This is a genomic window from Aminobacter sp. GW821-FHT11F06, assembly GCF_058808215.1.
This window is the reverse complement of the sequence record NZ_JBXARL010000005.1, coordinates 95528-121523: the sequence shown is the minus strand read 5'-3', so window position 1 is coordinate 121523 and position 25996 is coordinate 95528. Positions and strand designations below refer to the sequence as shown.

Below are 25996 nucleotides of genomic sequence, written 5' to 3'. Positions count from 1 at the left end.
TTCTTTCACATGGGTTGGATTGAGTGCGGGGGGCGTAGATCAGGTTTGGGCCGTGGCCGGCTCAAACATCTTGATCATGACCGCGATGTCTTCTTCGCCATAGCCTTCGTCACAGGCTCGCACGTAGAGCTTCTTGGCCGTTTCCAGGAACGGCATCACTGCGCCGGCATCGGCCGCGGTCGCACTGATGGCATCGAGAACGTCGACAAGCCCGGCGACGGTACCATTGACGGGTCGGGACCTGCCCTCCGCCATCATCGGCGCTCTTGCGTTGAACATCGTGGAAGTCGCGGCGGAGGGCGTAATCGTTTCGAGGACAAGCTTCGAATCGAGGCCGACCGCCTTTGCCAGAGCCATCGCCTCGGCTGCCACCGCTGTGTGCACCGCCACGAGCGTGTTGGCGACGAACTTGAGCTTCGATCCTGCGCCGAACGCACCAGCATACACCACGTTGGGGCCAAGTGCGGTGAGGAACGGGCGCACGCGTTCGACTGTAGCCTGGTCTCCGCTGGCGAAGACCACGCCCCGTCGCTGGGCAACCATCGTTGGCGTGCCGCTTACGGGCGCGTCGAGCATCTCGATACCGGCGCTTCGCAACCTTGCCTGTGCAGCCATCTTGCGGCTGAGTGCCATCGCGCCGATCTCGACCACAAGCAGATCAGATCGTCCAGCAGCCACTAGCCCTTGCGGGCCGCTGATGACTTCGTCGAGTGCATCGGCCGTGGCAACACAGGTGAAAACGATGTCCGCCTTCTCGGCCACTTCTCGCGGGCTACGGGCGGCCTTGCCTCCGACGGCAACGAATTCGTCGAGGGGGCCGCGTCGGTATCCCCAGACAGTGTGCCCATCGGCAACAAGATTGGCTGCGAACGGCAGTCCTATCTTGCCAGGGGCAATGAGACCAACCGTGTATGTCTGGGTCCGCTGGTTCAAGGTGTAACTCCTCCAATATGGCAATGTGCGGGTAGCGACGCGGTCTAGGCAGTCGCGATTTGGTCAGTACAAGCGGTTGCTTCCGTCAGAGAGGTCGATGGACATCCCGATCCGCCCCTGATGCAGCTGCCATTCTTCGATCCGGAAGGTTCTGGCTCCGGAGTGGTGGAACGGATCGCCGGCTGCGAGGGTGCTTGCCTCTTCCCGGCTCGATGCGCGGAGAATCCACATTCCGTTGGGAGAGGGCCGTCCCGAGGCATCGAGAAACGGCCCCGACATGACCAAAGTGCCCTGCTTTTCCAGCGCGACCATGTAGTCGATATGGGCTGGGACGTGTTGCGGCAGGTCATCTGGCCGTTTGCCGGGAAGGCTCAGGACGACAAACAAATGTGTGTTGCGGCGTTCTTCAGTATCCTTGCGTGCAGCGCTCATTGCTGGCTTCCTCTCTCCACGGCAAGTTCGATGATGCGGGGATTGCCCTCGTTCCAGAGAAGGACCATTTTCACGGAATCGATCTTCCAGGCTGAACCTGCGCGGGCGAGTTCGAAGGTATAGGTTCCGTGTGTCGTCTGCTGGGGGCCGCCGAGGCGGTTGACGAGCCGCACCGCAACTTGCGCATGCACCACGCAGGTCGCGCGGTCGCTGGTCAGCCGCACATGTGGCATCGACAAGAAGTGTTGCGATGCGTCGGTGTGGACGATGGAGGACTTCCAACGCGCGGCAAGCCCGTTGGCGTCCATGTCAGTGGCAGGATTACCCGTCACCGACTCGTAATCCCATCTGACCCGCGGTGCGAGACAGGCAAGCGCACCGTCAATGTCGCGCCCGTCCAGCGCCAGCACGAAACGCGCGACGGTATCCTCGACATAGGCCCGCTCAGTTCCATAGCCGACGATAGTTTCGGACGTCGTCCCACTCACCGCCACGTCGTCTGCTCCAGCCCTGCTTATGCCTGACGTTTGCATGACTGTTCCTTGTAGTAGCCGAGGGCCTTGAGGACCGGAATGTCGGTGTGCGAAAACAGGATTGCTGGTTCGTTTTCCAGATTGATGTGCTCGTGAACCGACCAGCCGGGAACGGCAAACGTGTCATGTTCGGACCACTCGAGAACCTCACCGTTGACGATGGTTTGGCCACGGCCGCGCAGGACGTGATAGATCGCGCTGCTGGTGTGCTGGTGAGCCTCGGTGTGCATCCTGGCCGGGAGCGCTTGGACATAGGCACCCATGGTTGGCATGATCGGGCCCCCAGTGTGGGGATTGGTAAACTCGAAGATGACGCCATCGGTCGGAGATCCAGCCCAGTCGCGAAGAGCCTCCATCAGAACCTTTTCGGTCTGGCTCCACGGGTAGTTGATGACGGGAGAATACTGCTTGTCCCACTGGCTCCAGGCCGGGTTGAGCCGGCTCGAACCATAGAGACGCTCGGAACTGTTGGCCTTGACCAGTTCATCCTGCGCACGTTCCGGCCCCGGAACGAAGAAATTGCATTCGAGCTTGTTGATCAGCGGCAGATCAAGGCCGTCCATCCAGATCATCGGCTCGTCGCTGTCGTTACCGTGATCGTGCCATGCCCATGAAGGTGTGAGAACAAGGTCGCCAGGCTTCATGTGGGACCGCTCGCCGTCCACCGCCGTAAAGGCGCCCGACCCTTCGATGACCAGTCGGAACGCCGCTGCCGCGTGCTGATGCATCGGAGCGATTTCGCCGGGAAGGACAAGCTGGATGCCGGCGTAGATGTTGGTTGCCGTCTCGACTTCCGGTGCAAGGCCGGGGTTGATCAGCATCAGCACCCGACGATCCGCCTCTTCGGCCGAGATCAGGCTTCCGGCCGTCATCAGCTGCGACCTGAGGTCCTTATATCGCCAGACGTGTGGAACGGCTCGGCTATGCGGCTCGCGAGGCAGCAAACGGGGGTTGCTGTTGCGCCACAGCGGGGTGACGTGATGCGAGCGGAGGCCTTCGTAGAACTGGTCAGCGTCAATCATGGCGGTGGATGTGGGCTGTTGCATTGTTGCTCCTGAAAGATTGTGTGAAGGGGATCTCGTCACCATTTGCGCGTTACGACCGGAAGGACGAGTTCGCCCATACCATCGACCTGAGCGCGCACGACGTCGCCTGCCTTGATGGGACCGACACCCTCAGGTGTTCCGGTCGCGTAGAGATCGCCCGGATGCAGTGTCACGACGCGGCTCGCCTGTTCGATCAGTTCGTCGACCCCGACGATCAGATCCCTGGTGTTGGCTTGCTGGCGCAGTTCGTCGTTGACCCACAGCTTCAGGCCGATATTGGCGTGATCGGCGATCTCGTCCGCAGTGACGATGAACGGGCCAATCGGGGTGAACGTCTCGAACGACTTGCGCATCGTGCGCTCTTCTTGCCGTTCACCTTCGGTCCGCAGGGTGATGTCGAGAATGCAGACATAGCCGAAGATGTGATCACGTACCTGCTCGCGTGCAATGCCGCGCGCTGTCTTGCCGATGACGACACCCAGTTCGACCTCATGATGGAACGCACGCCCTGGCATTGGCGGCAGTTCGATCGGATCGGCAGGGCCGCTGATCGACCCATTGCTCTTGACGAAGAAGCCGACCTCGCGCGGCGACTGAAGCGCCTGTTTGGCGGCTGGCGCGTATCGCGATGCCGTCATCTCTTCGACATGGGCGTGGTAATTGGCGGGCGCTGCGAGCAATTGGCGAGGGCGGGGAACCGGCGGAAGTAGCCTTACATCTGAGAGCGAATATTCCCTGGCCGACGGGAGAAGCGTTTCGAGAGGCGCTTTCAGCGCATCCCAGTTCTCGATCAATTCGTTGATGGCATACGCGGTGCCATGCCATTTCTCGTCTACGATGCTGGTGACGTCGCGGATGGTCGATCCGTTGATGACACCGATACGATACTGGTCGAAGAGAGCTATGCGCATGGAACAAGAACTTTCTTTGTGGGCTGAAATGCTGCTCTGCTCTCGGTTTCCACCGGAACAGAGCCGCGTGAAGAAGCTCACGCCTTTCCGGCAGCCATTGGTGCCGGCGGCGACAAGGATCAGAACACCGGAGCGCTCTGTTGGGACATCTATGGATGCGGGAGATGTGGGTTCGGCGGCGCCCAGCCGGGACTGATATTTGAGCGACTGAGGATTTGCTCCGAGGCCGTCTCGGCCTTCTGGCTCAGATCGGCCATATCGACGCCGACCAGCTTGCCATCGCGCTTGACTGCACGACCGGATACATAGACGTGATCCACGGTCTGCCGGCTGGCATGGTGGACGATCGACGCGATGGGATCGATGACGGGGGTCATCGATACATGATCCGTCCGTATCATCACGATATCGGCCTGCTTGCCGGGCGTAAGGCTGCCTGTGGTGGCTTCCTGTCCAATTGCCCGTGCTCCTTCAATCGTTGCAAATTCGAGCACGTCACGGGCAGTCAGGTTCAACTCCCAGGGATTGCCATGCGCATCGAGCACAGGTTGGTTGGCAAGGCCACGCGGCACGGCCAAGGCGAACCGCATGGCAGTAAACGGATCGCCTCCGACAGCCATACAGGTGTCGATTCCGATATTCGGCCGGATGCCGGCGCGCAGAAGCCCGGTGATCGGCGGCCAGCCATGGCCCATTGAGCACTCATCCTCCGGCGTCACTGTGACGGAAACACCTGTATCGGCCATCAACCGGAATTCGTCGTCGGTAAGCAGATTGCAATGACCGAAGATGAGATCGTCGCCCAGCAGGCCTTCCTTGTGAAGCCGCGTCACGTTGGGCCGGCCGTCGAGATCGAGCGAGCCCATGCCGATATGGGTGTTGATGCGAATGCCAAGTTCCCTGGCAAGCGCCCAATCCGCCCGAACGACTTCCATGGTTGAAGAGTCAGGCCCTCGCGCGGCCAATCCCAAAGACAGGAGACCTGTGTCCGACGAGAAATACCTGTTCCGGATCCTGCGGATCTCAGCTTCGTTGCTAGGCGTCGTGCTCTTGAAGGGCGGAACGAGAATTTCGGCCTGCTCGGCCATCGATCCGCCGTACCCAAAGACGGCGCGAATTCCCGAATTGCGCAAGGCACGGATCGCCTCGTCGGTGTGTTCTGGCGTCGACTGGTTATGCGAATAATCGAAGACACCGGTGACGCCGGCATCGAGTGCATCAAGGGCCCCCAAGGTCGTCCCGAGATACATGTCGTCCGGCCTCATGTTCGGAGCGATCACGCCGAACATCGACACGAAATACTGAAACAGCGACCAGTTCGACGCAAGTCCGCGCAACAAGGCCTGGAAAAGATGCCGGTGTGAATCGATGAACCCTGGCATCAAGATATGCTTGGAAGCGTCGATCACATTGGCGCTGCCGAGCGCAACGCTCAGGTCGCGGCCAATGGCAGCGATCTTGCCGTCTTCGATCAGCATGTCGCCCACCAAATCACCGATCTTGGGGTCTACCGAAACGATGTGACCTCCGCGAAACAATGTTCTCGCGGACGTCATATGCCATGCGCCTTCGCTGGCAGAATGGAACGTTCCATCGGTTTCCTCCCGAAAGTTGTTCTATTGTGCAGAACATTTATCTGCTATGAAGAACATAGTGCGGCGTTTTCGGGAATGTCAAGAGCTTGGTACAAGGACGCACCTCGGAGTCCTCACCGAGCCTCAAGAGCACTACGGTGCAAGCAAGGAGCAGCGAATGATCGAGTCCGATTCCCAGCAAGATCGAACGACACCGAACTATCCTATCGGCTCAGTCGACAAGGCGTTGCGCCTGCTGCGTAGCTTCTCCGATCGAAGCGCCATACGAGTGGCAGACGTGAGCAAAGACTTGGGGGTGGCCCGGTCGACCGCGCACCGTCTGCTGGAGATGCTCCAGCATCACGAGTTCGTGCAACAAGATCCGGTTTCTCGCGCTTACATTGCCGGCCCAGCTTTGCTCAAGATCGGCTTGGCAGCGGTTCGCAATCTCGACCTTCGCGCCTTGGCACGACCGATACTCGACGAGTTGGTGGGGGAAATTCAAGAAACGGCTCACCTCGTCATCCTCTCTGGCCGCGATATGCTCATAGTCGACGCTGCCGAGAGCCCGCGAATGCTGCGTATCGGCTCGCGTTTGGGGGGCACAGTCCCTGCGCACGCGGCCGCAGGCGGTCGAGCGCTGCTCGCCACGCTCGCCGTTGGGCGCGTTGAAGAATTGTATCCAACGGAAAAACTCACGGCCGTTACCCCATTCACTTTGACCAGTCGCAGGGAACTGCTGAGCGAGCTTGAGCAAGTCCGCGTTCGCGGATATGCGGTGAGTGTGGCCGAGGTCGAGCCAGACGTGAGTACGGTTGCGGCGGCTATCCCGGCTTGTGGCAGGCGAACAACCCCAGCGGCGATCACGATTTCTGTGCCGCGGTCGAGAGTTGGCCAGGATGATCTTCAGCGACTCGGGCAAGCCGCAGTGGCCGCGGCATCCCGCGTTGCCGCTTTGCTCGATCAGTAGCCGCCTGGTTTTAACGGGGTGTTCTCTCGATACTTGGCGATGAAGCCGAGCGAGGACATTGCACTGCGCCAGATCTGTTCGCTTCCAGCACGCTGGTTGCTGGGGGAGGCGCCTTGGCACTATGCGCGCCATTTCGACCGAGCAGTCGCTGCAGCGACGACAGATACGCCTGTTGCCTTCGCTGCGCGTGTCCTGGCGATGGTCAAGGGATGTACCACCGTGCAGTCCGCCTGATGACGGACGTGTTTTACGATTTCGTCAACCACCCTCGATCGCTATCGCCGCGTTCGCGGCGTGGCCAGGTCTTCAAGCGGCAGTGCGGTCTTGTACTTGACTTGCTTGAGGGCAAAGCTCGAACGGATGTTGGCGACGCCGCGTGTCTTGGACAGGCGGTCGATGATGAAGTGCTGCAGTGCCACCGTGTCGCGCACAACCACGCGCAGCAGATAGTCGGAATCGCCGGTCATCAGATAGCATTCCATCACCTCGGGAAAGCGCGCCATCGCCGTCTCGAAGACCTCGAGCAGCGTTTCGGTCTGCTTTTCCAGCGTGACCTGGATGAAGACGCTGAGACTGGCGCCCAGCATCATCGGATCGAGCAGGGCGACGCGGCGGGCAATGACGCCCGCCTCCTCCAGGGCGCGCATGCGGGCGAGGCAGGGCGAGGCCGACAGACCAACGCGGGCAGCCAACTGGACATTGGTCAGGCTGGCGTCTTCCTGGATCTCCGAGAGGATACGCATGTCTATGGAATCAAGTTTCATTCACGGCACATTCTGCTGCAAGATGGAGGGTTGGCGGCAATATCTACTGCAATATACGATATTTGCAACATCTTCGGCAGGAAATGCCGCGACCTTGCCGCTACCATCGCGCGCAAGTGGAAACTTAAGGAGCCGGAGCGCCATCATGCTCACTAACAACCCCTCCGCACATATCGACATGGAAAACGCGAGCGCGCCCGACGGCGATCCGAACGAGACCGCCGACTGGCTGGCCTCGCTCGAATCCCTCTTTTTCAATTCCGGCGGCACGCGTGCCGAGTTCATCCTTGCCGAGCTCGACCGCAAGGCCAAGGAGCTTGGCATCGTCCACGACACGCTGCCGTTTTCGCCCTACCGCAACAGCATTTCACTTGAAAAGCAGACGCCGTTCCCCGGCGATCTCGCCATGGAAGAGCGCATCACGGCGATCATTCGTTGGAATGCGCTGGCCATGGTGGTGCGGGCCAACACGGCCTATGGCGAACTTGGCGGCCACATCGGCAGCTATGCCTCGGCAGCCGAGATCTTCGAGGTCGGCTTCAATCATTTCTTCCGCGCCGACACCGGCGAGGGCGACGGCGACGTGGTCTTTTTCCAGCCGCACTCGGCTCCCGGCGTCTATGCCCGCGCCTATCTCGAGGGGCGCTTGTCGGAGGACCATCTCAAGCACTACCGCCAAGAGATCGGTGGCACCGGACTGTGCTCATATCCGCACCCCTGGCTGATGCCGGATTTCTGGCAGGTGCCGACCGGTTCGATGGGAATCGGCCCAATCACGGCGGTCTATCAGGCACGGTTCATGCATTATCTCGGTGACCGTGGGCTCGCTAACACCGAGGGCCGCCACGTCTGGGGCGTGTTTGGCGACGGTGAGATGGACGAGCCGGAATCGATCGCCGGCCTGTCGATCGCCGCGCGCGAAAAACTCGACAATCTGACCTTCATTATCAACTGCAACCTGCAGCGTCTCGACGGCCCGGTGCGCGGCAACGGCCAGATCATCCAGGAGCTGGAAAGCACCTTCCGTGGTGCGGGCTGGAATGTCATCAAGGTGCTGTGGGGATCGGAGTGGGATGCGCTGTTTGCGCGCGATACGCAGCACGCGTTGCTCCGTCGTTTCGCCGCCACGGTCGACGGCAAGTACCAGACGCTGGGCGCCAAGGACGGCGCCTACAACCTCGCGCATTTCTTCGAGGAGGATCCCGAGGTCAAGGCGCTGGTCGCTCACATGTCGGATAATGACATCGACGCCCTGAAGCGCGGCGGCCACGACTTCCGCAAGCTGTTTGCCGCCTTCGAGGCGGCGAGGGCGACAAAGGGTCGGCCGACAGTCATCCTGGCCAAGACCAAAAAGGGATTTGGTATGGGCGCTGCCGGCGAATCCCGCATGACTGTGCATCAGTCCAAGAAGCTCGACGTCGAGGCCCTGCTCACCTTCCGTGACCGCTTTTCGCTGCCGATCAGCAACGAGCAGGCCGAACAGGTTGCGTTCTACAAGCCTGCTGAAGACAGCGCCGAACTCACCTATCTGCGGTCGCGCCGCGCCGCGCTTGGCGGCTACCTGCCGTCGCGACGTCGCACTGCGGCACCGGTGGCGATCCCGCCGTTGGCAAGCTACGCAGACTTCGCGCTCAATGCCGACGGCAAGGAGATGTCGACGACAATGGCCGCAGTCAGGCTGCTCGGCAACATGATCAAGGACAAGGAGCTTGGACCGCGCATCGTGCCGATTGTTGCCGACGAAGCGCGCACCTTCGGCATGGCCAATCTGTTCCGCCAGGTCGGCATCTATTCGCCGGTCGGCCAGCTTTACGAGCCCGAGGATGCCGGCTCGATGCTCTATTACAAGGAAACCAAGAACGGTCAGCTGCTCGAAGAGGGCATCACCGAGGCAGGTGCGATCTCGTCCTGGGCGGCGGCAGCGACGTCTTACAGCGTGCACAACCTCGCCATGCTACCGTTCTACATCTACTACTCCATGTTCGGGTTCCAGCGTGTCGGCGACCTGATCTGGGCGGCAGCCGACCAGCGCTCGCGCGGCTTCCTGATCGGCGCCACCGCCGGCCGCACGACGCTGGCCGGCGAAGGCTTGCAGCATCAGGACGGATCAAGCCTGCTTGTTGCTTCGACCGTGCCGAACTGCCGCGCCTACGACCCGGCATTCGCCTATGAGCTGGCGGTCATTCTCGACCATGGCGCCCGGGCGATGATGGAGCAGGGCAAGGACGAGTTCTATTACATCACCGCGATGAACGAGAACTACGCCCAGCCGTCGATGCCGGCGGGCGTCGAAGCTGACATCATCAAGGGGCTCTACCAAATCGCCAGCCACAAGCCCAAGAAGAGCGCCGGGCTCGTGCGCCTGCTCGGTTCCGGCACCATCCTGCCGCAGGTGCTGGAAGCGGCGCGCATGCTCGAAGCCGACTGGGGTGTCGCCTCGGAAGTGTGGAGCGCCACCAGCTTCTCCGAGCTGTCGCGCGACGCACGGGAAGTCGAGCGTCACAACCGCTTCAACCCGCTGGCCGAACCTGCAGTCAGCCATCTCGCCAACTGCCTGCCGGGCAAAGCGCCGATTGTTGCCGCCACCGACTATGTGCGCGCCTACCCGCAACTGATCGCTTCATATGTCGAGGCACCGTTCACGGCCCTTGGCACCGACGGCTTCGGCCGCAGCGACACACGCGCGGCCTTGCGCGATTTTTTCGAAGTCGATCATCGCCATGTCGCGGTTGCGGCACTTGCCGCACTCGCCGCCGAAGGTTCGGTGCCGCGCCAGACGGTGGCCGACGCCATCGCCCGCTACGGTTTCGACGGCTCAGTCGATGCGCCGTGGTTGCGTTGATCCGGCCCGAGTTCCAGTTCCGAAAGAGTTGATATGAGCCAGCTGATGGAAGTCAGGTTGCCTGACATAGGCGACTACAAGAATGTGCCGGTCGTCGAGTTCCTGGTGAAGCCAGGCGATATCGTTGCGGTCGAAGACCCGCTGATGACGGTCGAATCCGACAAGGCGACGATGGAGATTCCGGCGCCTTTCGCCGGAACCGTCAGGGAGTTCGCGGTGTCGATCGGCACGCGTGTCTCCCAGGGCACGCTGCTGCTGACGATCGATGCGGCTGCAGCTGCGCCTGCGCCGGTACCCTTACCAGAAACGGCAAAAGCCGAGGCCGCTCCCGCGACTTCGCCCGCCAAGACAGAACCGCCGGTTGCAGCTAAGGCGGCACCGCCCAGTAGCCCGCCGGTGGTAAAATCAGAAGCGTCGGCTGGCGCGCATGCCACGCCGTCGGTTCGTGCCTTTGCCCGTGAGCTTGGCGTCGATCTGGCTGCTGTAAAGCCCTCCGGGGCGAAGGGCAGGATACTGCGCGAAGACATCTCTGAGCATATCAAGGAGCGTCTCGCAGGAGGCTCTGCCGTGCCGATGTCGGCTTCGGGCATCGGTGCCGGCCTGCCGGCCTGGCCTGCGGTCGATTACGAAAAATTTGGATCGGTCGAGCGCCAGCCGCTGTCGCGTGTCCAGAAGATCTCGGGCGGCAATCTCACCCGCAACTGGCTGACAATTCCGCACGTCACCAATTTCGACAAGGCCGACGTGACCGGCCTCGAAGAGTTCCGCAAGGAACTCAATGGGGCCAACAAGAATGCCAAGCTGACGATGGTCGCTTTCCTGATCAAGGCGTCGGCGCTGGCACTCAAGGCATATCCACGCTTCAACGCCTCGCTCGACGGCGACGAGCTGGTGCTCAAGAACTACGTTCATATCGGCTTTGCCGCCGACACCCCCAAGGGACTGATGGTGCCGGTGATCCGCGATTGCGACCGCAAGGGCGTGCTCGAGATCGCCACCGAGATGCGGGCGCTCGCCGACAAGGCGCGCGACAGCGGATTGTCGGCCTCCGACATGCAGGGTGGTTGTTTTTCGGTGTCGTCGCTTGGTGGCATTGGCGGGGCGGGCTTCACGCCGATTATCAATGCGCCTGAGGTGGCGATCCTCGGCGCAGGCCGCTCGGCGATGGAAGCTGCCTGGGACGGCAATGCGTTCCAACCCAGGCTGATCATGCCAGTCTCGCTGTCGTGGGATCACCGGGTCATCGACGGCGTCGCCGCGGCCAGGTTCCTGAGCCACATCGCTGCCCTTCTGGGCGATTTCCGCCGCGCGATCGTTTGAGGCCAATATGAGCACTAGCGAAATCAGGGTGCCCGAAATGGGCGACTTCAAGGACGTTGCCGTCATTGAAGTGCATATCAAGCCGGGCGACGACGTCGTCCTCGACCAGACGCTGATCGTGCTCGAATCCGACAAGGCATCGATCGACGTGCCGTCGCCCTTTGCTGGGCGCATCGCTTCGATCGAAATCGCCATCGGCCAGCGCGTTTCCAAGGGTGCGCTGATCGCCAGGGTGGAAGCAGCAACTGCCGAGGCCAAGCCGGAAGCGCCGGCAGCGATGGCCGCAGCACCGGTGCCATCGCCAGCTCCGGCGTCCGGCGCAGCACCCGACTGCGACGTGCTGGTGATCGGCGGCGGGCCTGGCGGTTACTCGGCGGCCTTCCGCGCCGCCGATCTCGGCCAGCGCGTCATGCTGGTCGAACGCGACGCCACGCTTGGCGGTGTCTGCCTCAATGTCGGCTGTATCCCTTCCAAGGCGCTGCTGCACGTCGCGGCGGTCAAGGAGGAGGCGGAGCGTCTGGCCGACCACGGCGTAGCCTTCGACACGCCGACCGTCGATCTCGACAAGCTGCGCGGCTTCAAGGCGGGCGTTGTCGGCAAGCTCACCGACGGGCTGAAGGGCATGGCGCGCCTGCGCAAGGTCGAGGTGATCAGAGGCACGGCGAAATTTACGGATAGCAGCTTGGTCGATGTCGAGTTGTTCGACGGCACAAGCCGCAGGATAGCTTTCGCCAAGGCGATCGTCGCTGCCGGCTCGGTGCCGGTCAAGCTGCCGTTTCTGCCAGATGATCCGCGCATCGTCGACTCCACCGGCGCGCTCGAGCTGCCCTTCATCCCCGAGCGCATGCTGGTCATCGGCGGCGGCATCATCGGGCTCGAAATGGCAACCGTCTATAGCGCGCTTGGTGCGCGTGTCGACGTGGTCGAACAGCTCGACAGGCTGCTGCCTGATGTCGACCGCGACGTGGTCGAGAGCTGGCGCAAACGCAATGCCCATCGCTTCGATGCCATGTTGCTGGGCGCACGCGTCGAAAGCGTCGTTGCCGAGAAAGATGCGCTTGTCGTGACGACGAGCGGGGAGGGTGCCGGCGTCAGGCGTTACGACCTGATCCTGCAATCGGCCGGCCGACGGCCTTCCGCGGAGGCGCTGCAACTTGCCGCTGCCGGTGTTACGGTCGACGCGCGCGGCTTCATCGAAGTCGATGCGCAGATGCGCACGCGTGCGCAAAACATCTTTGCCGTCGGCGATGTCACCGGCAATCCGATGCTGGCGCACAAGGCGGTGCACCAGGGCCATGTCGCTGCTGAAGCGGCAACCGGGCTCAAGAGCTTCATGGATGCCAAAGTCGTGCCGTCGGTCGCTTATACCGATCCCGAGATTGCCTGGGTCGGCGTGACCGAGGACGCCGCCAAGGCGGCCGACCGCGCGGTCGAGGTCGCCAGGTTCCCATGGGCGGCATCTGGCCGCGCCATTGCCAATGGCGCCGACTACGGCCTGACCAAGCTGGTGTTCGATGCCGAAACGCATCGCGTCATCGGCGGCGCCATCGTCGGCCCGTCGGCTGGCGACATGATCGGCGAGATCTGCCTGGCGATCGAGATGGGGGCCGACGCCGTCGACATCGGCAAGACCATCCATCCGCATCCGACACTTGGCGAGACCATCGGCATGGCAGCGGAAGTCGCCGAGGGCGTCTGCACCGACCTGCCGCCAAGCCGAAAGCGGAGTTAGGCGCATGGGGGCAATTTCCTCCACCTAGACATGCCAGGCCTCAGCCAGGCAATCCGCTACGCGCCATGCGCTCGAAACGAGGCCGGAGGTGTTTGGCATCTGCGCGCTTGTGAGCATAGCGCTATGCCGGCCTCAGGGCCGACTGAATTGCTGACCGCTTTGCGGCGTGGGTTTAGCTAGAGCCGGTGCTGGCCACTTTCGCCGCCGGCAGCCAATGGCATCGTCGCTTTAGAACCGCCACCCCATGGTGGTCACGATCGTCCTTCAATCGACCGGACGAGATGCGGGTCCATTGCGAGCGTTGTTTCGACAAGGATCGAGGAAAAGTCGCGAGCGGCATTCGAAGGTTTTGCCGCTGCTGGATAAAGCAGCCCGAATTGCGACCGGTGTCCGGGGTTCCATCTGCGAAAGGCAATATTATTCGAGCGCATGGTGAGCGGCACAAGCGCGTCCACGATTGCGATGCCGAGCCCCTGGGCAACCATTTCACAGGCCGAGACGCTCGTTGCAGTTTCGCCGACGATTTGGAGCTTCACGCCATTCGATCGGGCGATTTCGTCGACCAGACGCCTCATGGGCGTGTTGCGGCTCATGGCGATGAACGGAACCCCGGCGAGATCGGCGATGTCGAGCAGCGGCTTTTCGGCGAGCGGGTGTGCCGCTGGCACCACGACGACTGTTTCGACAGTGGCAAATGGGTGCACCTGGATGGCTGGCAAATCGAAAGGAAGAGAGGCGATCCCGACATCGAAGGGATGAAATGAAATCCATGTCCCCATGGAATTGCGCGAGATGATCTCGACCGTGTACCGCCTCTCTGGAAACCGACCGACAAACGCCTTCAAAGCCCCGGGCAACACAGTACCGGCCGCATAAGGTGGCACCAGAATACGCAGCACGGCTTCGGTGTCGGTGCGGATTTCCTCGGCAATCCGGTCGATCTCGTCCAGTCCGTTCAAAGCCCGTTTTACATCAGCGTAGAGCCTGCTGCCACGTTGAGTGGGTATCAGCCGGCGTCGCTGGCGGAAGAACAGCGGAAAGCCGACATCCTGCTCCAACTCGGAAATCAGCCGGCTAACCTGTGGTTGCGTCCGCAGAAGGGATTCCGCCGCGGCGGTAACTGTGCCGACCTCCATGATCGCGCAGAATGCGCGAAGCGATTGAACGGTTGGCATCATACCTCCAGCGCATGAAAACATAGTGATTATGCATTTGCTTCACCAAGGCGCCAGTGAAAATCTCGGACTTATGAAGACGGCTGCAAGTTGGAGCAGCCGGACCAAGTGTCAAACGGGAGTGCCTGCATGCGATTTTCCATCTACCTCAACCCGCAGACCCTTGCTCCGGAGATAGACCTTGGCCAGATCGATCTGACGGTCGAGCAGGCCTTCAGGGCGACTGACGCCGGTTTCGACGGGGTGGCGCTAACCGAGCATCACGTCTCCGGTTACAACACCTTCGGCGACAATATCCTGATGACGGCCTACCTAGCGCCTCAGCTGCCGCGCGGCACGCGTTATTCGCTGGCTATCGTAGTTCCCCAGATGCACCATCCAATGCGCCTGGCTCAGCAAAGCAACCTGCTCGACATCATGTGCCGTGGCGAGGTCATCATCGGCATGGGCGCGGGTGGTTCGCCGTTGGAATTCTTTGCACTCGGGCGCGATCCTGCCAACCGTCACCAAGAGATGATGGAAGTCATCGAGGTCGTCGAAAAGGCACTGGCGAAGAAGCCGGAGGATGCGCCCTACGATTGGTCGACGACCTATGACAAGGGATTGCTTTCCACGCGCATCATGCCTGCCTCATACGGAGCTGCGCCGAAATTCGCCCGGGCGGCCCAAAACGATGAAGGCGTGGTCTGGACGGCGCAGCGCGGCTGGTACCTGATGACCGCACGAGCGCCGATCGAAACGATCGCTTCGCGCTTTTCGCTCTACCGCAGCGAGTTGGAACGAAGCGTCCACGATCTCGCCAGGAGGGAAGAGCTTCTGGCCTGGAGTTCGCTCGCACGTCAGGTGGTCATCGCACAGACCGACCAGGAGGCGGAGGCACAAGCGCGCGCCATTATCGATCGGCTTGCGCAAGGTGTCCGCCGCAGTTGGTCGGCACCGCGACCGGACGGCGCCAACGGTCCGACTTTCACGCGCGACGCTTTGGGAGTCTCGGCCGAAGATCCAGACGCTTTCTTGAAGGCAGCAATGCTGGTTGGCAGCCCCGACACGATCGCGGCGAAGATTGCGGAATGCGAAGCTGCCGGTGTGCCGCACATCATGCTGTGCTTCAACTATGCCCACATGTCGCGCGAGCAGGCAAACAGGCAACTCGACCTGTTCTTGAGCGATGTCTATACGCGCTTCGCCCCGGTGAAGGGCCAGATGATACGGCCGCTGGTCGGCACGGCCTAATCGCCGGCCTGGGAGGAGGATAAAGTGGAGCCCGTTCCGTTCAGGCCGAAAACCGCAAGCAGACCCGTTGCGGATCCATCGAGGCCACAGCAGGCATGGCTGGAGTTGGTCGACCGGCTGGCGCCGACACTGATCGCAGTCTGGAAAGCGGCTGTCGGCGCCGCCGCTGTGATGCTCGGCTACCAGCTCATTCAATGGTCTGGGCTGGTCGACCAGCGCGTACTGCCACCGGTCACCGACGTACTGATCGAGATGTTGCGACTGTGGAGCGATCCCGAGTTTCTGAGGGCAGTCGTCACCACTTTGGGGCCAGCTCTGATTGGGCTGACCATAGCCAGCCTGAGCGGCATCGCGCTTGGTCTGCTGCTCGGCGTCTCGCGTTTCGCCGACGATGCCACGCGTGGGCTGATCGACATGATGCGCTCGCTGCCCGGGACCGCACTGATTCCGGTTTTCATCTTCTCAATCGGCGTTGGCACGGAGATGAAGGTCGCCTTGGTCTCTTACGTGACTTTGTGGCCGATTCTGTTCAATACGGTTTACGGCATCGCCTCCGTGGACAAGGTAGCAATCGAGAGCGCAAAAAGCTGTCGCGTCACCGGCTTTGCGCTTTGGCGCCGAGTGATGCTGCCTTCGGCGGCGCCGTTCATCGCAACCGGCATACGCTACGCTCTGCCGATCTCGGTCGTCATCGTCATTTCGTCCGAGATCGTCATCGGCAGCCCGTATGGCATCGGTGGATACCTGCTGATGCAGCAAGCCAATGTCGAGTACCGCCCGCATGTCATATATGCGGTGCTTATGGCTGCCGGAGTGGTTGGCTTCTTCCTCAACATGATCGCTGATGCAGTCTCCGACCTCTTCGTCGGCTGGGAAACCCGTAGGGGAGAGCCGCAATGACCCAGTTTTGGACAAGGGCGGAGCAGACTGGCGTCCTCTCGCCAGCAGTTGCCTTGGCGAGACGCCTGGCTGCGGCAACCTGGAGCTTGCTGCGCCGCTTCGTCATCCGGTTCGGCCTGATCGCAGTCCTCCTGGCGATTTGGCAGCTCGCGCTGAGCGACGGCGGCTCGTTCCACTTCAAGCCGCCATCCCAGATTTTTCACCAGTTCTACCTGACCTGGTTCTCGGGGCCGGCCTCGGCATTGTTCACGACGCCGGCGGTATGGAACGATGTCGTGCCGAGCGTATCCCGGGCACTGGCCGGTTGGGTACTCGGCGGCATGATCGGGATGGCGATCGGCATCCTGGCGGGTCTGAGCGCTCCGGCACGCGGCTATGTCGATCCGGTGGTGAGCTATCTCCGTTCCATCCCCAAGGCTGCGCTCATTCCAACTCTGCTGATCGTGTTCGGCGCCAACGACGTTACGCGCGTCGTTGCCATCGCCTTTTCCACGATCTGGCTTGTGCTCTTGAACACCATGCAAGGCGTGCGTTCACTCGATCCGGTGATGCGGCAGACAGGCCTGGCGTTCCAAATTCCAGCGTGGCGAAGATTGCTCTTCATCGTCATTCCGGCGGCTTCGCCGAAGATCATCGCCGGACTGCGGGTAACGCTCTCGCTCTCATTGATCGTGATGTTGGTATCGGAATGGATCCTGACCAGCAACGGTATCGGCTACTACCTGATCGAGAGGCAAAGGAACTACGACATCGTCGAGATGTGGTCGACCGTCCTCATGATTGCCTTGATCGGTTACTTTTTGAACACTGCGTTCCTCATGGCGGAGAGGCGAGTATTGCGCTGGCACGAGGGCGCACAGGGTCGCGGGGAGGCGAACTGAATGCAATTATTAGTGAAAAAGCCGATGGCGGAGGTGGCCCTTGCCCCATTGCTCGCGGTCAACTCGATCAGCAAAAAGTACGGCTCAGGCGCATCCGGCTACGTCGCCATCGAGGGCGTTTCGCTGTCGGCGTCTGCTGGCGAATTCGTCAGCATCGTCGGCCCTTCGGGTTGCGGCAAGACGACGTTGATCAAGCTGATCGCCGGCCTGATGATGCCAAGCTCCGGCAGCCTGGAAATGTTCGGAAAACCGGTTCGCTCGGTCCCCGACCATCTCGCCCTGGTGTTCCAGGACTACAGCCGGTCGCTGTTTCCATGGATGCGGGTGGAGGCGAATATCGCCTTTCCGCTGCAGCACCTGCCGATGACGCGGACAGAGCGCCAGGAACGCACGCAGCATGCGCTCGATGCGGTCGGCCTTTCTGCGGCGGGGCGGAAATACCCTTGGGAGCTTTCCGGTGGCATGCAGCAACGCGTCGCCATCGCCCGCGCCATCGCCTATCGCCCGCGCCTGTTGCTGATGGACGAACCGTTCGCCTCGGTCGATGCGCAGACCCGCGCGGAACTCGAAGACCTGACACTGCGCGTGCACCGCGACTATGGCATGACGACATTGTTCATCACGCATGACATCGATGAGTCCGTCTATCTGGCCGACCGCGTCGTCGTTCTGGGCGCCAAGCCCGGCCGCGTGATCGCCGAGATTCCTGTCGACCTGCCACCCGACCGTGACCAGATCGCCACACGCGAGCTGCCCGGTTTCGTGCGGCTGAGAAGCGAGGTTGCCCGTCTTGTGCGGGCCGCTGCCCGAGGGCAGGCCGACTGACAGTTTTGGGGAGGACGGAAAAAGCGGAAAGCCGCGACCGTCAGAAACGAAGGTGGAGGATAACATGATTGATTTATTCGGCTTACTGCGCAGACCAACCCGTCGGCTGAGCCGCCTGCTGGCTCTTTCCGCGGCACTTGCAATGAGCACTGCTGCTTGGGCGGCCGAGCCGGAGGTAAAGTCACTCCGGTTCATCGGCAATCCCTCGGCCGGTTCGGCGGTGGTCTGGCTCGCCGTCGACAACGGTTACTTCAAGGATGAAGGGATCGACTTCCAGCCGCAGCGCGACTTCGCTGCAGGCCTGGTAACGGACAATCTGTTGAGTGGAGAGGCCGAAGTGGTGTGGGGCGGAATCACCACCATGCTGCGGGTCCACAGCAAGGGCGCGCCGGTCGCACTGATTGCCAATGTCGACTACGACACGACGTGGGAAGTTCTGGTGCACGGCGACTCTTCCTACAAGTCCCTCGAAGATCTGAAGGGCAAGTCGATCGCGGTCATCTCTCCCAATACGTTCTGCGTGCTGGCACTGCAAAAAGCCGCGGAAGGCATGGGTTGGCCCAAGGACAGCTTCAAATTCACCGTGCTGGCCGCTACGGACCAGGTGGCGGCCTTCGGTGCCAAGCGGGTCGACGCGACGTGCATCTGGGATCCGTTGCGCACGCAGATCAAGGAGGAGTTCGGCGGCCGTACTGTATGGAGCAACCTGGAACCGGTTTCCAACAACATCGCCCATGCGATCGGCGGCGGTCTCGTCGTTACCAAGGAGTTCGCTGAAAAGAACCCGAACACTGTCGCTGCCATCCAGCGTGCGATGGCACGCGCCAATGAGGAAGGCAATCGCAACCCCCAGGCCGTTTTCGAAACGCTTGCGCGCGCCACGCAGCAGGATGTCGAGAAACTGAGCAAAGTCCGGCTGCCGAAATATGCCGTGCCGCCCTCCATGTCGGCCGACAATGCCGAGATGGCCAGGATCATGCACGAGTACGGTTTCGTTGCCGAACCGCTGGACCTCAGCAGTTTTGACCTCACCGCGCCGAAGCCGGGCAACTAGGGAGATCATAATGGCGACCCCGGCACCTGCCTTGCACGACTATTCCAACGTGAAGAGCCTCGTCGGCTCGCTATCATCCGGTGTGCATATGAGGGGAGATCTCACGGATGAGGAGCAAACCAACCTCGATGTGTTCCTGCGCTATCGCCAGGTAAGCCCGGCGGAGCGGCGGCAGTACATGACGGAAACGTATAAGAGCAATCGCCGGGGTATCATGCATCTGACGGAACTGGCCGGCGGAACCGCCGGCCAGGAACTCAATCACGCTTCCATGGAGGGCCGCTCCGACGAAGTCGAAGACGTCATCGTGAAGGGCGACCGCCTGTGGTGCGTATTTACCTTGAGGGCACGCCATGTCGGCAATCTCTACGGGGTTGCCGCGACCGGCAAGCAACTGGAAATCACCGAGTTCTGCGTGCTGCGTTTCGAGCACGGCAAGATCGCGGAAGGCTGGTTTTTCGCTGACGAACTGGGTCTGTGCCGGCAATTGGGGCTGGAAGTCGCAGCGGCGCCGGCGGTCAGAACCAGGGGGGCTTGCGATGTTTGAATCCAGAATCTGCGCCGGCGAATTCAGGAAGGTGCTGGGCTTGTTTCCGACGGGGGTTACGGTGATCACCACGTTGGACCAGCACGGCCAGCGCCATGGCGTTACAGTGAATTCTTTCAGTTCGGTGTCACTTGATCCGCCGCTCGTCCTGTGGAGTCTGAAGACGGACTCGAAGAGTTTTCCGGCATTTCGGGATTGCGAGCGGTTCGCGGTCAGCATCCTGTCACTCGAGCAAAAGGCGATCTCGGCGCAGTTTGCCGCAGGTGCCCAAGACCGGTTCGCCGGAGTGGCAATTGTCGAGGGGCTCGCGGGCATACCGCTGATCGAGGGAGCGACGGCTTTTATAGAATGCCGCAAGAGCGAGATCTATCCCGGTGGCGACCACGCCATCTTTCTCGGCGCGGTCGAAAGAATAGGGAACGGCGGCAGCGACCCGTTGGCCTTTCTTCGCGGCAGCTACATGGCCGTGCGGCCATGTGATTCCGAAACTAGGCGGGTCGCTGCCCGTCCGTCGCTCGCGTTGGTCGACGGTGCTGGCTCATGTGGCACCCCGTAGTCGTCAGACATTCTTGTCGCCCGCCAATCGTCCTCCGATTTCGTCGTATCGTTAAGATTTAGGGGCCTAACCCATGAATGTCATCACCGGCAAGAATTTCCGCTTGCTTGGAATTTCCGGAAGCCTCAGGCGCGAATCCTACAACACCATGGTTCTTCGCAGCCTTGTGGACATTGTGGCCGACAAGGCGAAGATCACGCTTTTCGCGCTGAACGACATTCCTCTTTATTGCGCCGATCTGGACGGGGACAACCCACCGGAACCGGTCCGCCACTTCAAAGACGCCATCGCGGCCAGCGACGGTCTGGTGATTTGTTCGCCGGAATACAATTTCGGCATGCCCGGCGTGCTGAAGAATGCCCTCGACTGGGCATCGCGTCCCGCTGCGCTCTCGCCACTCAGAGGCAAGCCTGTTTTGATCATGTCGGCGTCCACTGGCGCACTTGGGGGCGCACGCTCGCACTATCAGATCCGCGAGACGCTGACGTCAACGCGCTCGCGCGTCGTCTGCCGGCCACCCGTGACGATCACTCACGTCAAGGACAAGATTTCGGAAGGCTGTCTGACAGATCAGGCGACGATCGGATTCGCAATTGATGCCTTGGGCGATCTTTTTCGGGAAATCGAGGTGACGCGGGCATTCGCATCGATGACTGCGCAGCCGGCCTGAAGGCGTGATCTCCGACGCATGGTTAGGCGTCGGAGTCGTTTCGATCTCAACGACCTCGCCGTGCCCGGACTGCGCAAAGGCGCACCACAACCGAACGAATCTCGTTTGATGTCAAACAGTGCCAGAAAACGCGCCTGAGGTCCCGACACAAGTCGGGACCTCACCCAAAATCTACCCTCGCGAAACCAAGCATGCCTTGCCGAGTTTGGCCGGAAATCCTGACAGTTCCATCGGCATAAGGCCATTCGAACTGCCGGCACCACAATTCAGTCTTCCGTCAGGTTGATGGTTTCGGCCAATGAAAAGACACGGTTCTGGACCTCGGCTGTCTGCTTTTTGGCGGCATCCCAATCCACACCGAGCATGGAGCCATTTCGCTTCACCGCCCGCCCGTTTGTCCAAACGCTGTCAATGTCCTGCATGGCGGCAAAATTCAGCACACGGTCGGCCAAGGTTCCCAAATTCGCAAATCCGATCCGGTCAGCCCTCAAAAGTACGAGATCGGCTCGTTTGCCTACGGTCACCGAACCGGTGACATCGCCGAGCCCCAGCGACCGCGCGCCGCCGATCGTCGCGAACTCCAGAACATCTGTGGATGAGTAGCTGTTGGCGAGCGCTGCGCCGTCCTCCGACTTGTAGAGCACCCAGAATGCAGAGCGCGCATGCTCAAAATAGTCATGCAGCATGGCGATCGCGGCATCGAGCCCAATGCCCGAATCCACCCCATGCGCGCGAGCTCGGCCATGCAGGCTCGGTGTCGCATAGGTGAATTCGCCAAGCGTTGTCGAGCAGACCTTGGCGCCGGCTGCCTTCATGAAAGCCAGTTCTTCATCGGTGACATCATTGCCATGCGAAATATGATAATCCGGTCCAAGCAGCCCCGCCTCGTGCAGGTCGCGAATGCCACGTAGAATTGGCGGCTTCGGCTCGGGGAAATCCTGGTTCATATGCTGCGTCAGGATCGTCGCACCCAACGCGCGGCAACGCCTGAATTCTTCGGCCGCCTGTTCTATGGATTGAGTTCCCACCGATCCGGTCAGGCCGATTCCGAAACGCAATACCGCATTGGGATCGGAAAAATAGCGGTCACGCAAAAGCTCGGCCTGTTTGTAGTGGCGCTCATCGGGCGGCCCGTCGCGGTCGGCCCGCGCTTTTGCAAGCGGATAGGTATCGCCTGGACCGTAGCGCGGCGACTGCCGCATCTGGTAGCAGAAATAGCCGCCAACGCCTGAATCCCGCAGCCCTTTCGCCGCGGCATCCTCGATAGCATCGCCATTGGTGGCATGCATGTGGTCGAGAACTGTCGTTACACCGGAATCCAGGCAGACAAGTCCGCCTATGTAGGAAGAAAAATACATATCCTCCGGCGTGAAGCACAAACCGTACTTCAGGTTGTTCTCACGGTCATAGTGCCGATAAAGCTTGGAGCCCTTGACGATCTGCCCGGCTTCAGCCGTCTGCCAGACGTGGCGATGACCATCGACCATCCCCGGCATCAGGATCATGCCTTTGGCATCGATAACCTCGGCGTCGTCAATCTTCACATCCTTGCCGATGACGGCAATCTTGCCATCCTTGACCAGGACATCCATTGCGGTCATCTCGCCAAGCTGCTTATCCATTGAAAGGACGTCAGCTCCTTTGATGAGCGTCGCGGATGGCTGCTTTGCCGTTGCGGGCGCCGCCGACTGCGCGTGCAGGCGTGGCCCGGCTGCAAGCACTGCGGCTCCGGCAACACTCAGCTTCAAAAAGTCTTTTCTTGTCAGTTCCATGGATAGGTTCCCCAAATGCGGGTGCTCCAAAAGCACGCAACGCTATCAGAATGGTCACTTGGCTCTCGCACGCCTTACCGCGCCGTCAAGTGAAGGTAATGGTTGCGGCATCACGCAGGATGCGCTCCTGCGCCGTTGCCATCTGGCTTTTCAGAGGCGCCCAATCGACCCCGATCATCTTGCCATTCTGCTTTCGCAAGGTGCCGCGCACCCAGACGCTGTCGATGTCGGACAGGTTTGCGAAGCTGACCACGCGATCGGCAAGTGTTCCTGGAATGGCGAAACCGTATCGCCTGGTACTGAGCAGAACGAGATCGGCATTCTTGCCGACAGTGACCGATCCGGCCACGTCTCCCATCCGGATTGCCTTGGCGCCAGAATTCGTCGCGAAATCGAGCACATCCGCCGGTTCGTATTCGCGTGCGATCTGCGCATACTCTTTTGAGCGATACATGTTCCATAAGCCGGCGCGGACGTGTTCGAAATAGTCCTGCGTCAGCGCCAGGTTGACATCGATGCCGATGCCCGTTGGAACGCCCATCTTGCGTGCCTTGCCATGGATCGAGGCAGCCACATAGGGAAACTCACCCATTGCGGTGGCGCAAAGCATGCCGCCGGTATCGCGCAGCATGATCAGTTCGTCGTCCGTCATTTCCACGCCATGCGAAACATGGATTTCAGGCCCTAGCAGTCCCGCCTTGTTCAGATCCGCAACATGTCTGTAAATGCCTTCCGGCGGCATTGGATGCGGCTTGTGGATATGCAAGGCAATCAGGAATGGGTCGAGTTCGCGCGCCCGGTCGAATTCGATCTTCGCCTGATGCATGGTGTGACGGGCGAGACCATTGCTGGACGCGATGCCAAAGCGGATCAGGCTGTCACTGCTGGAAAACAACTCGTCACGCAACATGCGCGCCGTCTCGTAATGTGCATCGGTTGGAACCGCCAGACGCTGAGCCGATGCCTGCGCCAGTGAAATTGTGTCGCCCGGGCCATAGGTCGGATCATGAGCGATCTGATAGCAGAACACCCCGCCGATGCCGGATTTTATGAGGCCGCGCGCCCCTGCGAATGCCTTTTCGCGGTTGTGCTGGCCATGGGCGTAGTCCACCACATTCGTAACCCCGGAATCTATGGCGAGAAGCCCACCAACATAGCCGGCCAGATGGAAATCGTCCGGTGTCATGCAGACAACGGTACGCTCCTTCCAGGTCTGGTAATGGTTGTATTTCGCCGCATGCGTCTTGACCAAACCGCCTGCGTGCATGATCTGCCAGACATGGCGATGTCCATCGATCATGCCCGGCATCAGGATCTTGCCGCGTGCATCGATGACTTCGGCGTCACCGGCATTCATACCCTTGGCAATAGCTGCGATTTTACCGTCCTTTATCAGGACGTCCATTTCCGTCAGTTCGCCAAGCTTCTCGTCCATCGTGAGAATATCGGCGCCGCGTATCAATGTCGCGCGCGGCGCTCCATTGGCTGCCGCAGGCACTGTTGCAGGCGTCTCAGTGGCCGAGGCTGCAGTGACTTTCCCTGCTGCTATTGCTGATACAAGTCCGGCAGTGCCCAGCCGAAAAAACTCCTTGCGGGTGATGGTCATCCGTCTTCTTCCCTCCCAAATGGCGACACCCAAAATCCGCACTGCAAATTATCGTCTGAAGCAGGCAGGGTGGGCCGAACCAACCGAAAAGCATGTGGAAAATAGTCTCCACAGACCTCTCGAGCATGCCGGCAGTATCTATTGATTGGAGCTGCGGGAGCGAGCTTTTAGGCTATTGCGAAAACGACAATCGCTTATGCTGGCAGGACAGCAGGAAGACGAGACATGTCCAAATGCAATGGGAGAACATCATTGCCGCAGACCATCACATCGTTTGTGCCACTCGTCCGAAATTTCGGGCGCGGCTTCATTGTCGAAGCGCATATGCATCCATTTGCGCAACTTCTTTACGCCGCTTCCGGCGTCATCAGCGTGATGACGGAAGAGGGGAGTTGGATCATTCCGCCCTACAGCGCGGTCTGGTTGCCCGCCGAATGCGTGCATGAAGTGCATGTTTTGACCGAAGCCAATCTCACCTCATTGATGCTGCAACATGGTGACGGGCTGGAAGCTCTTGACTGCCGAGTTATCGAAATGTCGCCGCTGATGCGGGCGTTACTGGTGGAAACGGTAGGCTTCCGCAAAAACCATCACAACCTAAAACGGGAAACGGCCATTCTGCAGTTGCTGCGCACCGAAATTGTCGAAGCGCCACGCGTGGCATCGACAATTCCGATGCCGAGAGACGAAAGACTCGCTGCGATTTGCAGGGAGATCATGAGCGATCTGACGTTGAATTATTCTCTCGTTCAACTGGCTGATCGGTTCGCCAGTACGCCCAGAACCATTGCGCGTCAGTTTCAACGGGAACTGGGAATGAATTACAGCCAATGGCTTGATTTGGTGCGGCTCACCAATGCCCAGGCTTGGCTTAGGCAAGGCATGCCCGCCAAGATCGTCGCTTCTGATCTCGGCTATACGCCAAGCGCCTTTTCCGCGATGATGAAACGACTAGGACAAAAAGCGGCGGCAAGTCCTGCGTCAATGCATGATGGCGACATCATCTTTGCCGATCTCCCGCCGTTCGAATGGTTTACCCGTCCTGCATCAGACCCGGAAACCGCCAATGACGGACGCTGGATGAAAGCTGCCCCACAATCTCGCGAAGCAGGTTTCAATGGTGGATAAATCAGCCAAGCCTGTCTGCCTCAACTGACGGCTCAACTTGGCCTTCTTGTGAACTGGCGCACCGTCCTCCAGCATCGCGCTGCCCAGTAATTCCCCAAGTCCCCCCGGCTCGCTCCTGGCGAGCAGGGGTGATTTGGGGAATTGCATATTGTGCTTTGGCGGCTGGCGCCACCTGCCCGCCGTTGGTCTGACTGCCAATATCGAGGCTGGTCCGTTCGCCGTCGCTGGCGCACAGGCAACGATCAAGAAACGCCGAAAGAAAGCAAATCCTAATATAAGCCGATGCGGCATTTCATGGCTGGCAGGTCCGCCATTGTTGCGGCTTGGGCCAAGAAAATCAGTGTCGTCGCTGACGTTGACAATACTGGTCAAATGAAAGACCGTCTCGACAGTATAGTACTCTCGGCTGAATCGACATCCATCGCATCCGCAGAGGTTGTGTGCGAGTTTCGAGGTCGTAAGGGCGGATTTCGGCGGCGCGCCATCAGTTTTGGCAGCGGGCCAAACCCATCGATGGCGGCAACGCAGCCGGTGTGACGCCAGGCAATGGTCGAGAGGGGATATGATGCGCAAGAACTTCGTTCGCACGCTC

Annotated in this window: 23 protein-coding genes; 13 read left to right on the top strand and 10 right to left on the bottom strand. The window is 60.6% G+C overall.

Annotated elements, in window-relative coordinates; translation table 11 throughout:
* Window positions 1-39: 39 nt before the first annotated feature.
* The 6 genes from AC1RTB_RS14225 to AC1RTB_RS14200 all read right to left on the bottom strand — a co-directional run bounded on the left by AC1RTB_RS14225 (window position 40) and on the right by AC1RTB_RS14200 (window position 5411).
* Window positions 40-933, bottom strand: coding sequence for an NAD(P)-dependent oxidoreductase (locus AC1RTB_RS14225; RefSeq protein ID WP_492881341.1), 894 nt, complete (start codon window positions 931-933; stop codon window positions 40-42).
* A 63-nt stretch (window positions 934-996) separates the two neighbouring features.
* Window positions 997-1365 (bottom strand): YciI family protein, encoded by a 369-nt coding sequence (locus AC1RTB_RS14220; RefSeq protein ID WP_492881342.1) that lies wholly within the window; start codon window positions 1363-1365, stop codon window positions 997-999.
* Entirely contained in the window at window positions 1362-1859 is a 498-nt protein-coding gene (locus AC1RTB_RS14215) for a nuclear transport factor 2 family protein (protein ID WP_492943822.1), read from the bottom strand. Before AC1RTB_RS14215 ends, AC1RTB_RS14220 begins: the two co-directional genes overlap by 4 nt.
* Before the next feature lie 20 nt (window positions 1860-1879).
* On the bottom strand, window positions 1880-2944 hold the full coding sequence (locus AC1RTB_RS14210) for a cupin domain-containing protein (protein ID WP_492881344.1): 1065 nt from the start codon (window positions 2942-2944) through the stop codon (window positions 1880-1882).
* A gap of 35 nt (window positions 2945-2979) precedes the next feature.
* Window positions 2980-3855 (bottom strand): fumarylacetoacetate hydrolase family protein, encoded by an 876-nt coding sequence (locus AC1RTB_RS14205; protein ID WP_492881345.1) that lies wholly within the window; start codon window positions 3853-3855, stop codon window positions 2980-2982.
* A 149-nt stretch (window positions 3856-4004) separates the two neighbouring features.
* Window positions 4005-5411, bottom strand: coding sequence for an amidohydrolase family protein (locus AC1RTB_RS14200; RefSeq protein ID WP_492881346.1), 1407 nt, complete (start codon window positions 5409-5411; stop codon window positions 4005-4007).
* A gap of 196 nt (window positions 5412-5607) precedes the next feature.
* Here AC1RTB_RS14200 and AC1RTB_RS14195 point away from each other — a divergent pair, with 196 nt between their 5' ends.
* On the top strand, window positions 5608-6399 hold the full coding sequence (locus AC1RTB_RS14195) for an IclR family transcriptional regulator (protein WP_492881347.1): 792 nt from the start codon (window positions 5608-5610) through the stop codon (window positions 6397-6399).
* 275 nt (window positions 6400-6674) lie between these two features.
* Here AC1RTB_RS14195 and AC1RTB_RS14190 read toward each other — a convergent pair whose 3' ends face one another.
* Window positions 6675-7163 carry an Lrp/AsnC family transcriptional regulator gene (locus AC1RTB_RS14190; RefSeq protein ID WP_492881348.1) on the bottom strand — a complete coding sequence of 163 codons (489 nt, stop codon included), beginning with the start codon at window positions 7161-7163 and terminating at the stop codon, window positions 6675-6677.
* 145 nt (window positions 7164-7308) lie between these two features.
* Between AC1RTB_RS14190 and mdeB the strand changes: the two genes are divergently transcribed.
* Genes mdeB through lpdA form a run of 3 tightly spaced genes read left to right on the top strand, consistent with a single transcriptional unit; the run spans window position 7309 to window position 13057 of the window.
* Window positions 7309-10005: an alpha-ketoglutarate dehydrogenase gene (gene mdeB / locus AC1RTB_RS14185; protein ID WP_492881349.1), complete on the top strand. Its 2697-nt coding sequence runs from the start codon at window positions 7309-7311 to the stop codon at window positions 10003-10005.
* 33 nt (window positions 10006-10038) lie between these two features.
* Window positions 10039-11325 carry a dihydrolipoyllysine-residue acetyltransferase gene (gene aceF, locus AC1RTB_RS14180; protein WP_492881350.1) on the top strand — a complete coding sequence of 429 codons (1287 nt, stop codon included), beginning with the start codon at window positions 10039-10041 and terminating at the stop codon, window positions 11323-11325.
* Between the two features lie 7 nt (window positions 11326-11332).
* Window positions 11333-13057, top strand: a complete 1725-nt coding sequence (gene lpdA, locus AC1RTB_RS14175; RefSeq protein ID WP_492881351.1) for a dihydrolipoyl dehydrogenase — start codon at window positions 11333-11335, stop codon at window positions 13055-13057.
* A gap of 251 nt (window positions 13058-13308) precedes the next feature.
* Here lpdA and AC1RTB_RS14170 read toward each other — a convergent pair whose 3' ends face one another.
* Window positions 13309-14232 carry a LysR substrate-binding domain-containing protein gene (locus AC1RTB_RS14170; RefSeq protein ID WP_492881352.1) on the bottom strand — a complete coding sequence of 308 codons (924 nt, stop codon included), beginning with the start codon at window positions 14230-14232 and terminating at the stop codon, window positions 13309-13311.
* Window positions 14233-14361: 129 nt separating this feature from the next.
* Here AC1RTB_RS14170 and AC1RTB_RS14165 point away from each other — a divergent pair, with 129 nt between their 5' ends.
* From AC1RTB_RS14165 to AC1RTB_RS14130, 8 genes are all read left to right on the top strand, one after another.
* A complete protein-coding gene (locus tag AC1RTB_RS14165) occupies window positions 14362-15465 on the top strand; it encodes an LLM class flavin-dependent oxidoreductase (protein WP_492881353.1) in 1104 nt (367 codons plus the stop codon).
* A gap of 171 nt (window positions 15466-15636) precedes the next feature.
* Window positions 15637-16365 (top strand): ABC transporter permease, encoded by a 729-nt coding sequence (locus AC1RTB_RS14160; RefSeq protein WP_492881354.1) that lies wholly within the window; start codon window positions 15637-15639, stop codon window positions 16363-16365.
* Window positions 16362-17246, top strand: a complete 885-nt coding sequence (locus AC1RTB_RS14155; protein WP_492881355.1) for an ABC transporter permease — start codon at window positions 16362-16364, stop codon at window positions 17244-17246. The genes AC1RTB_RS14160 and AC1RTB_RS14155 overlap by 4 nt, the downstream gene beginning before the upstream one ends.
* 24 nt (window positions 17247-17270) lie before the next feature.
* On the top strand, window positions 17271-18071 hold the full coding sequence (locus AC1RTB_RS14150; RefSeq protein WP_492881356.1) for an ABC transporter ATP-binding protein: 801 nt from the start codon (window positions 17271-17273) through the stop codon (window positions 18069-18071).
* Window positions 18072-18135: 64 nt separating this feature from the next.
* On the top strand, window positions 18136-19125 hold the full coding sequence (locus AC1RTB_RS14145) for an ABC transporter substrate-binding protein (protein WP_492881357.1): 990 nt from the start codon (window positions 18136-18138) through the stop codon (window positions 19123-19125).
* Window positions 19126-19135: 10 nt separating this feature from the next.
* Entirely contained in the window at window positions 19136-19672 is a 537-nt protein-coding gene (locus AC1RTB_RS14140) for an ester cyclase (RefSeq protein ID WP_492881358.1), read from the top strand.
* On the top strand, window positions 19665-20228 hold the full coding sequence (locus tag AC1RTB_RS14135; RefSeq protein ID WP_492881359.1) for a flavin reductase family protein: 564 nt from the start codon (window positions 19665-19667) through the stop codon (window positions 20226-20228). Before AC1RTB_RS14140 ends, AC1RTB_RS14135 begins: the two co-directional genes overlap by 8 nt.
* Window positions 20229-20301: 73 nt before the next feature.
* On the top strand, window positions 20302-20898 hold the full coding sequence (locus tag AC1RTB_RS14130; protein WP_492881360.1) for an NADPH-dependent FMN reductase: 597 nt from the start codon (window positions 20302-20304) through the stop codon (window positions 20896-20898).
* Window positions 20899-21164: 266 nt separating this feature from the next.
* On the opposite strand, the gene AC1RTB_RS14125 is transcribed toward AC1RTB_RS14130, so the two are convergent.
* Window positions 21165-22670, bottom strand: coding sequence for an amidohydrolase family protein (locus AC1RTB_RS14125; RefSeq protein WP_492881361.1), 1506 nt, complete (start codon window positions 22668-22670; stop codon window positions 21165-21167).
* A gap of 85 nt (window positions 22671-22755) precedes the next feature.
* Window positions 22756-24276, bottom strand: coding sequence for an amidohydrolase family protein (locus tag AC1RTB_RS14120; protein WP_492881362.1), 1521 nt, complete (start codon window positions 24274-24276; stop codon window positions 22756-22758).
* A 252-nt stretch (window positions 24277-24528) separates the two neighbouring features.
* Between AC1RTB_RS14120 and AC1RTB_RS14115 the strand changes: the two genes are divergently transcribed.
* Window positions 24529-25404, top strand: coding sequence for an AraC family transcriptional regulator (locus AC1RTB_RS14115; protein ID WP_492881363.1), 876 nt, complete (start codon window positions 24529-24531; stop codon window positions 25402-25404).
* Window positions 25405-25996: the final 592 nt, after the last annotated feature.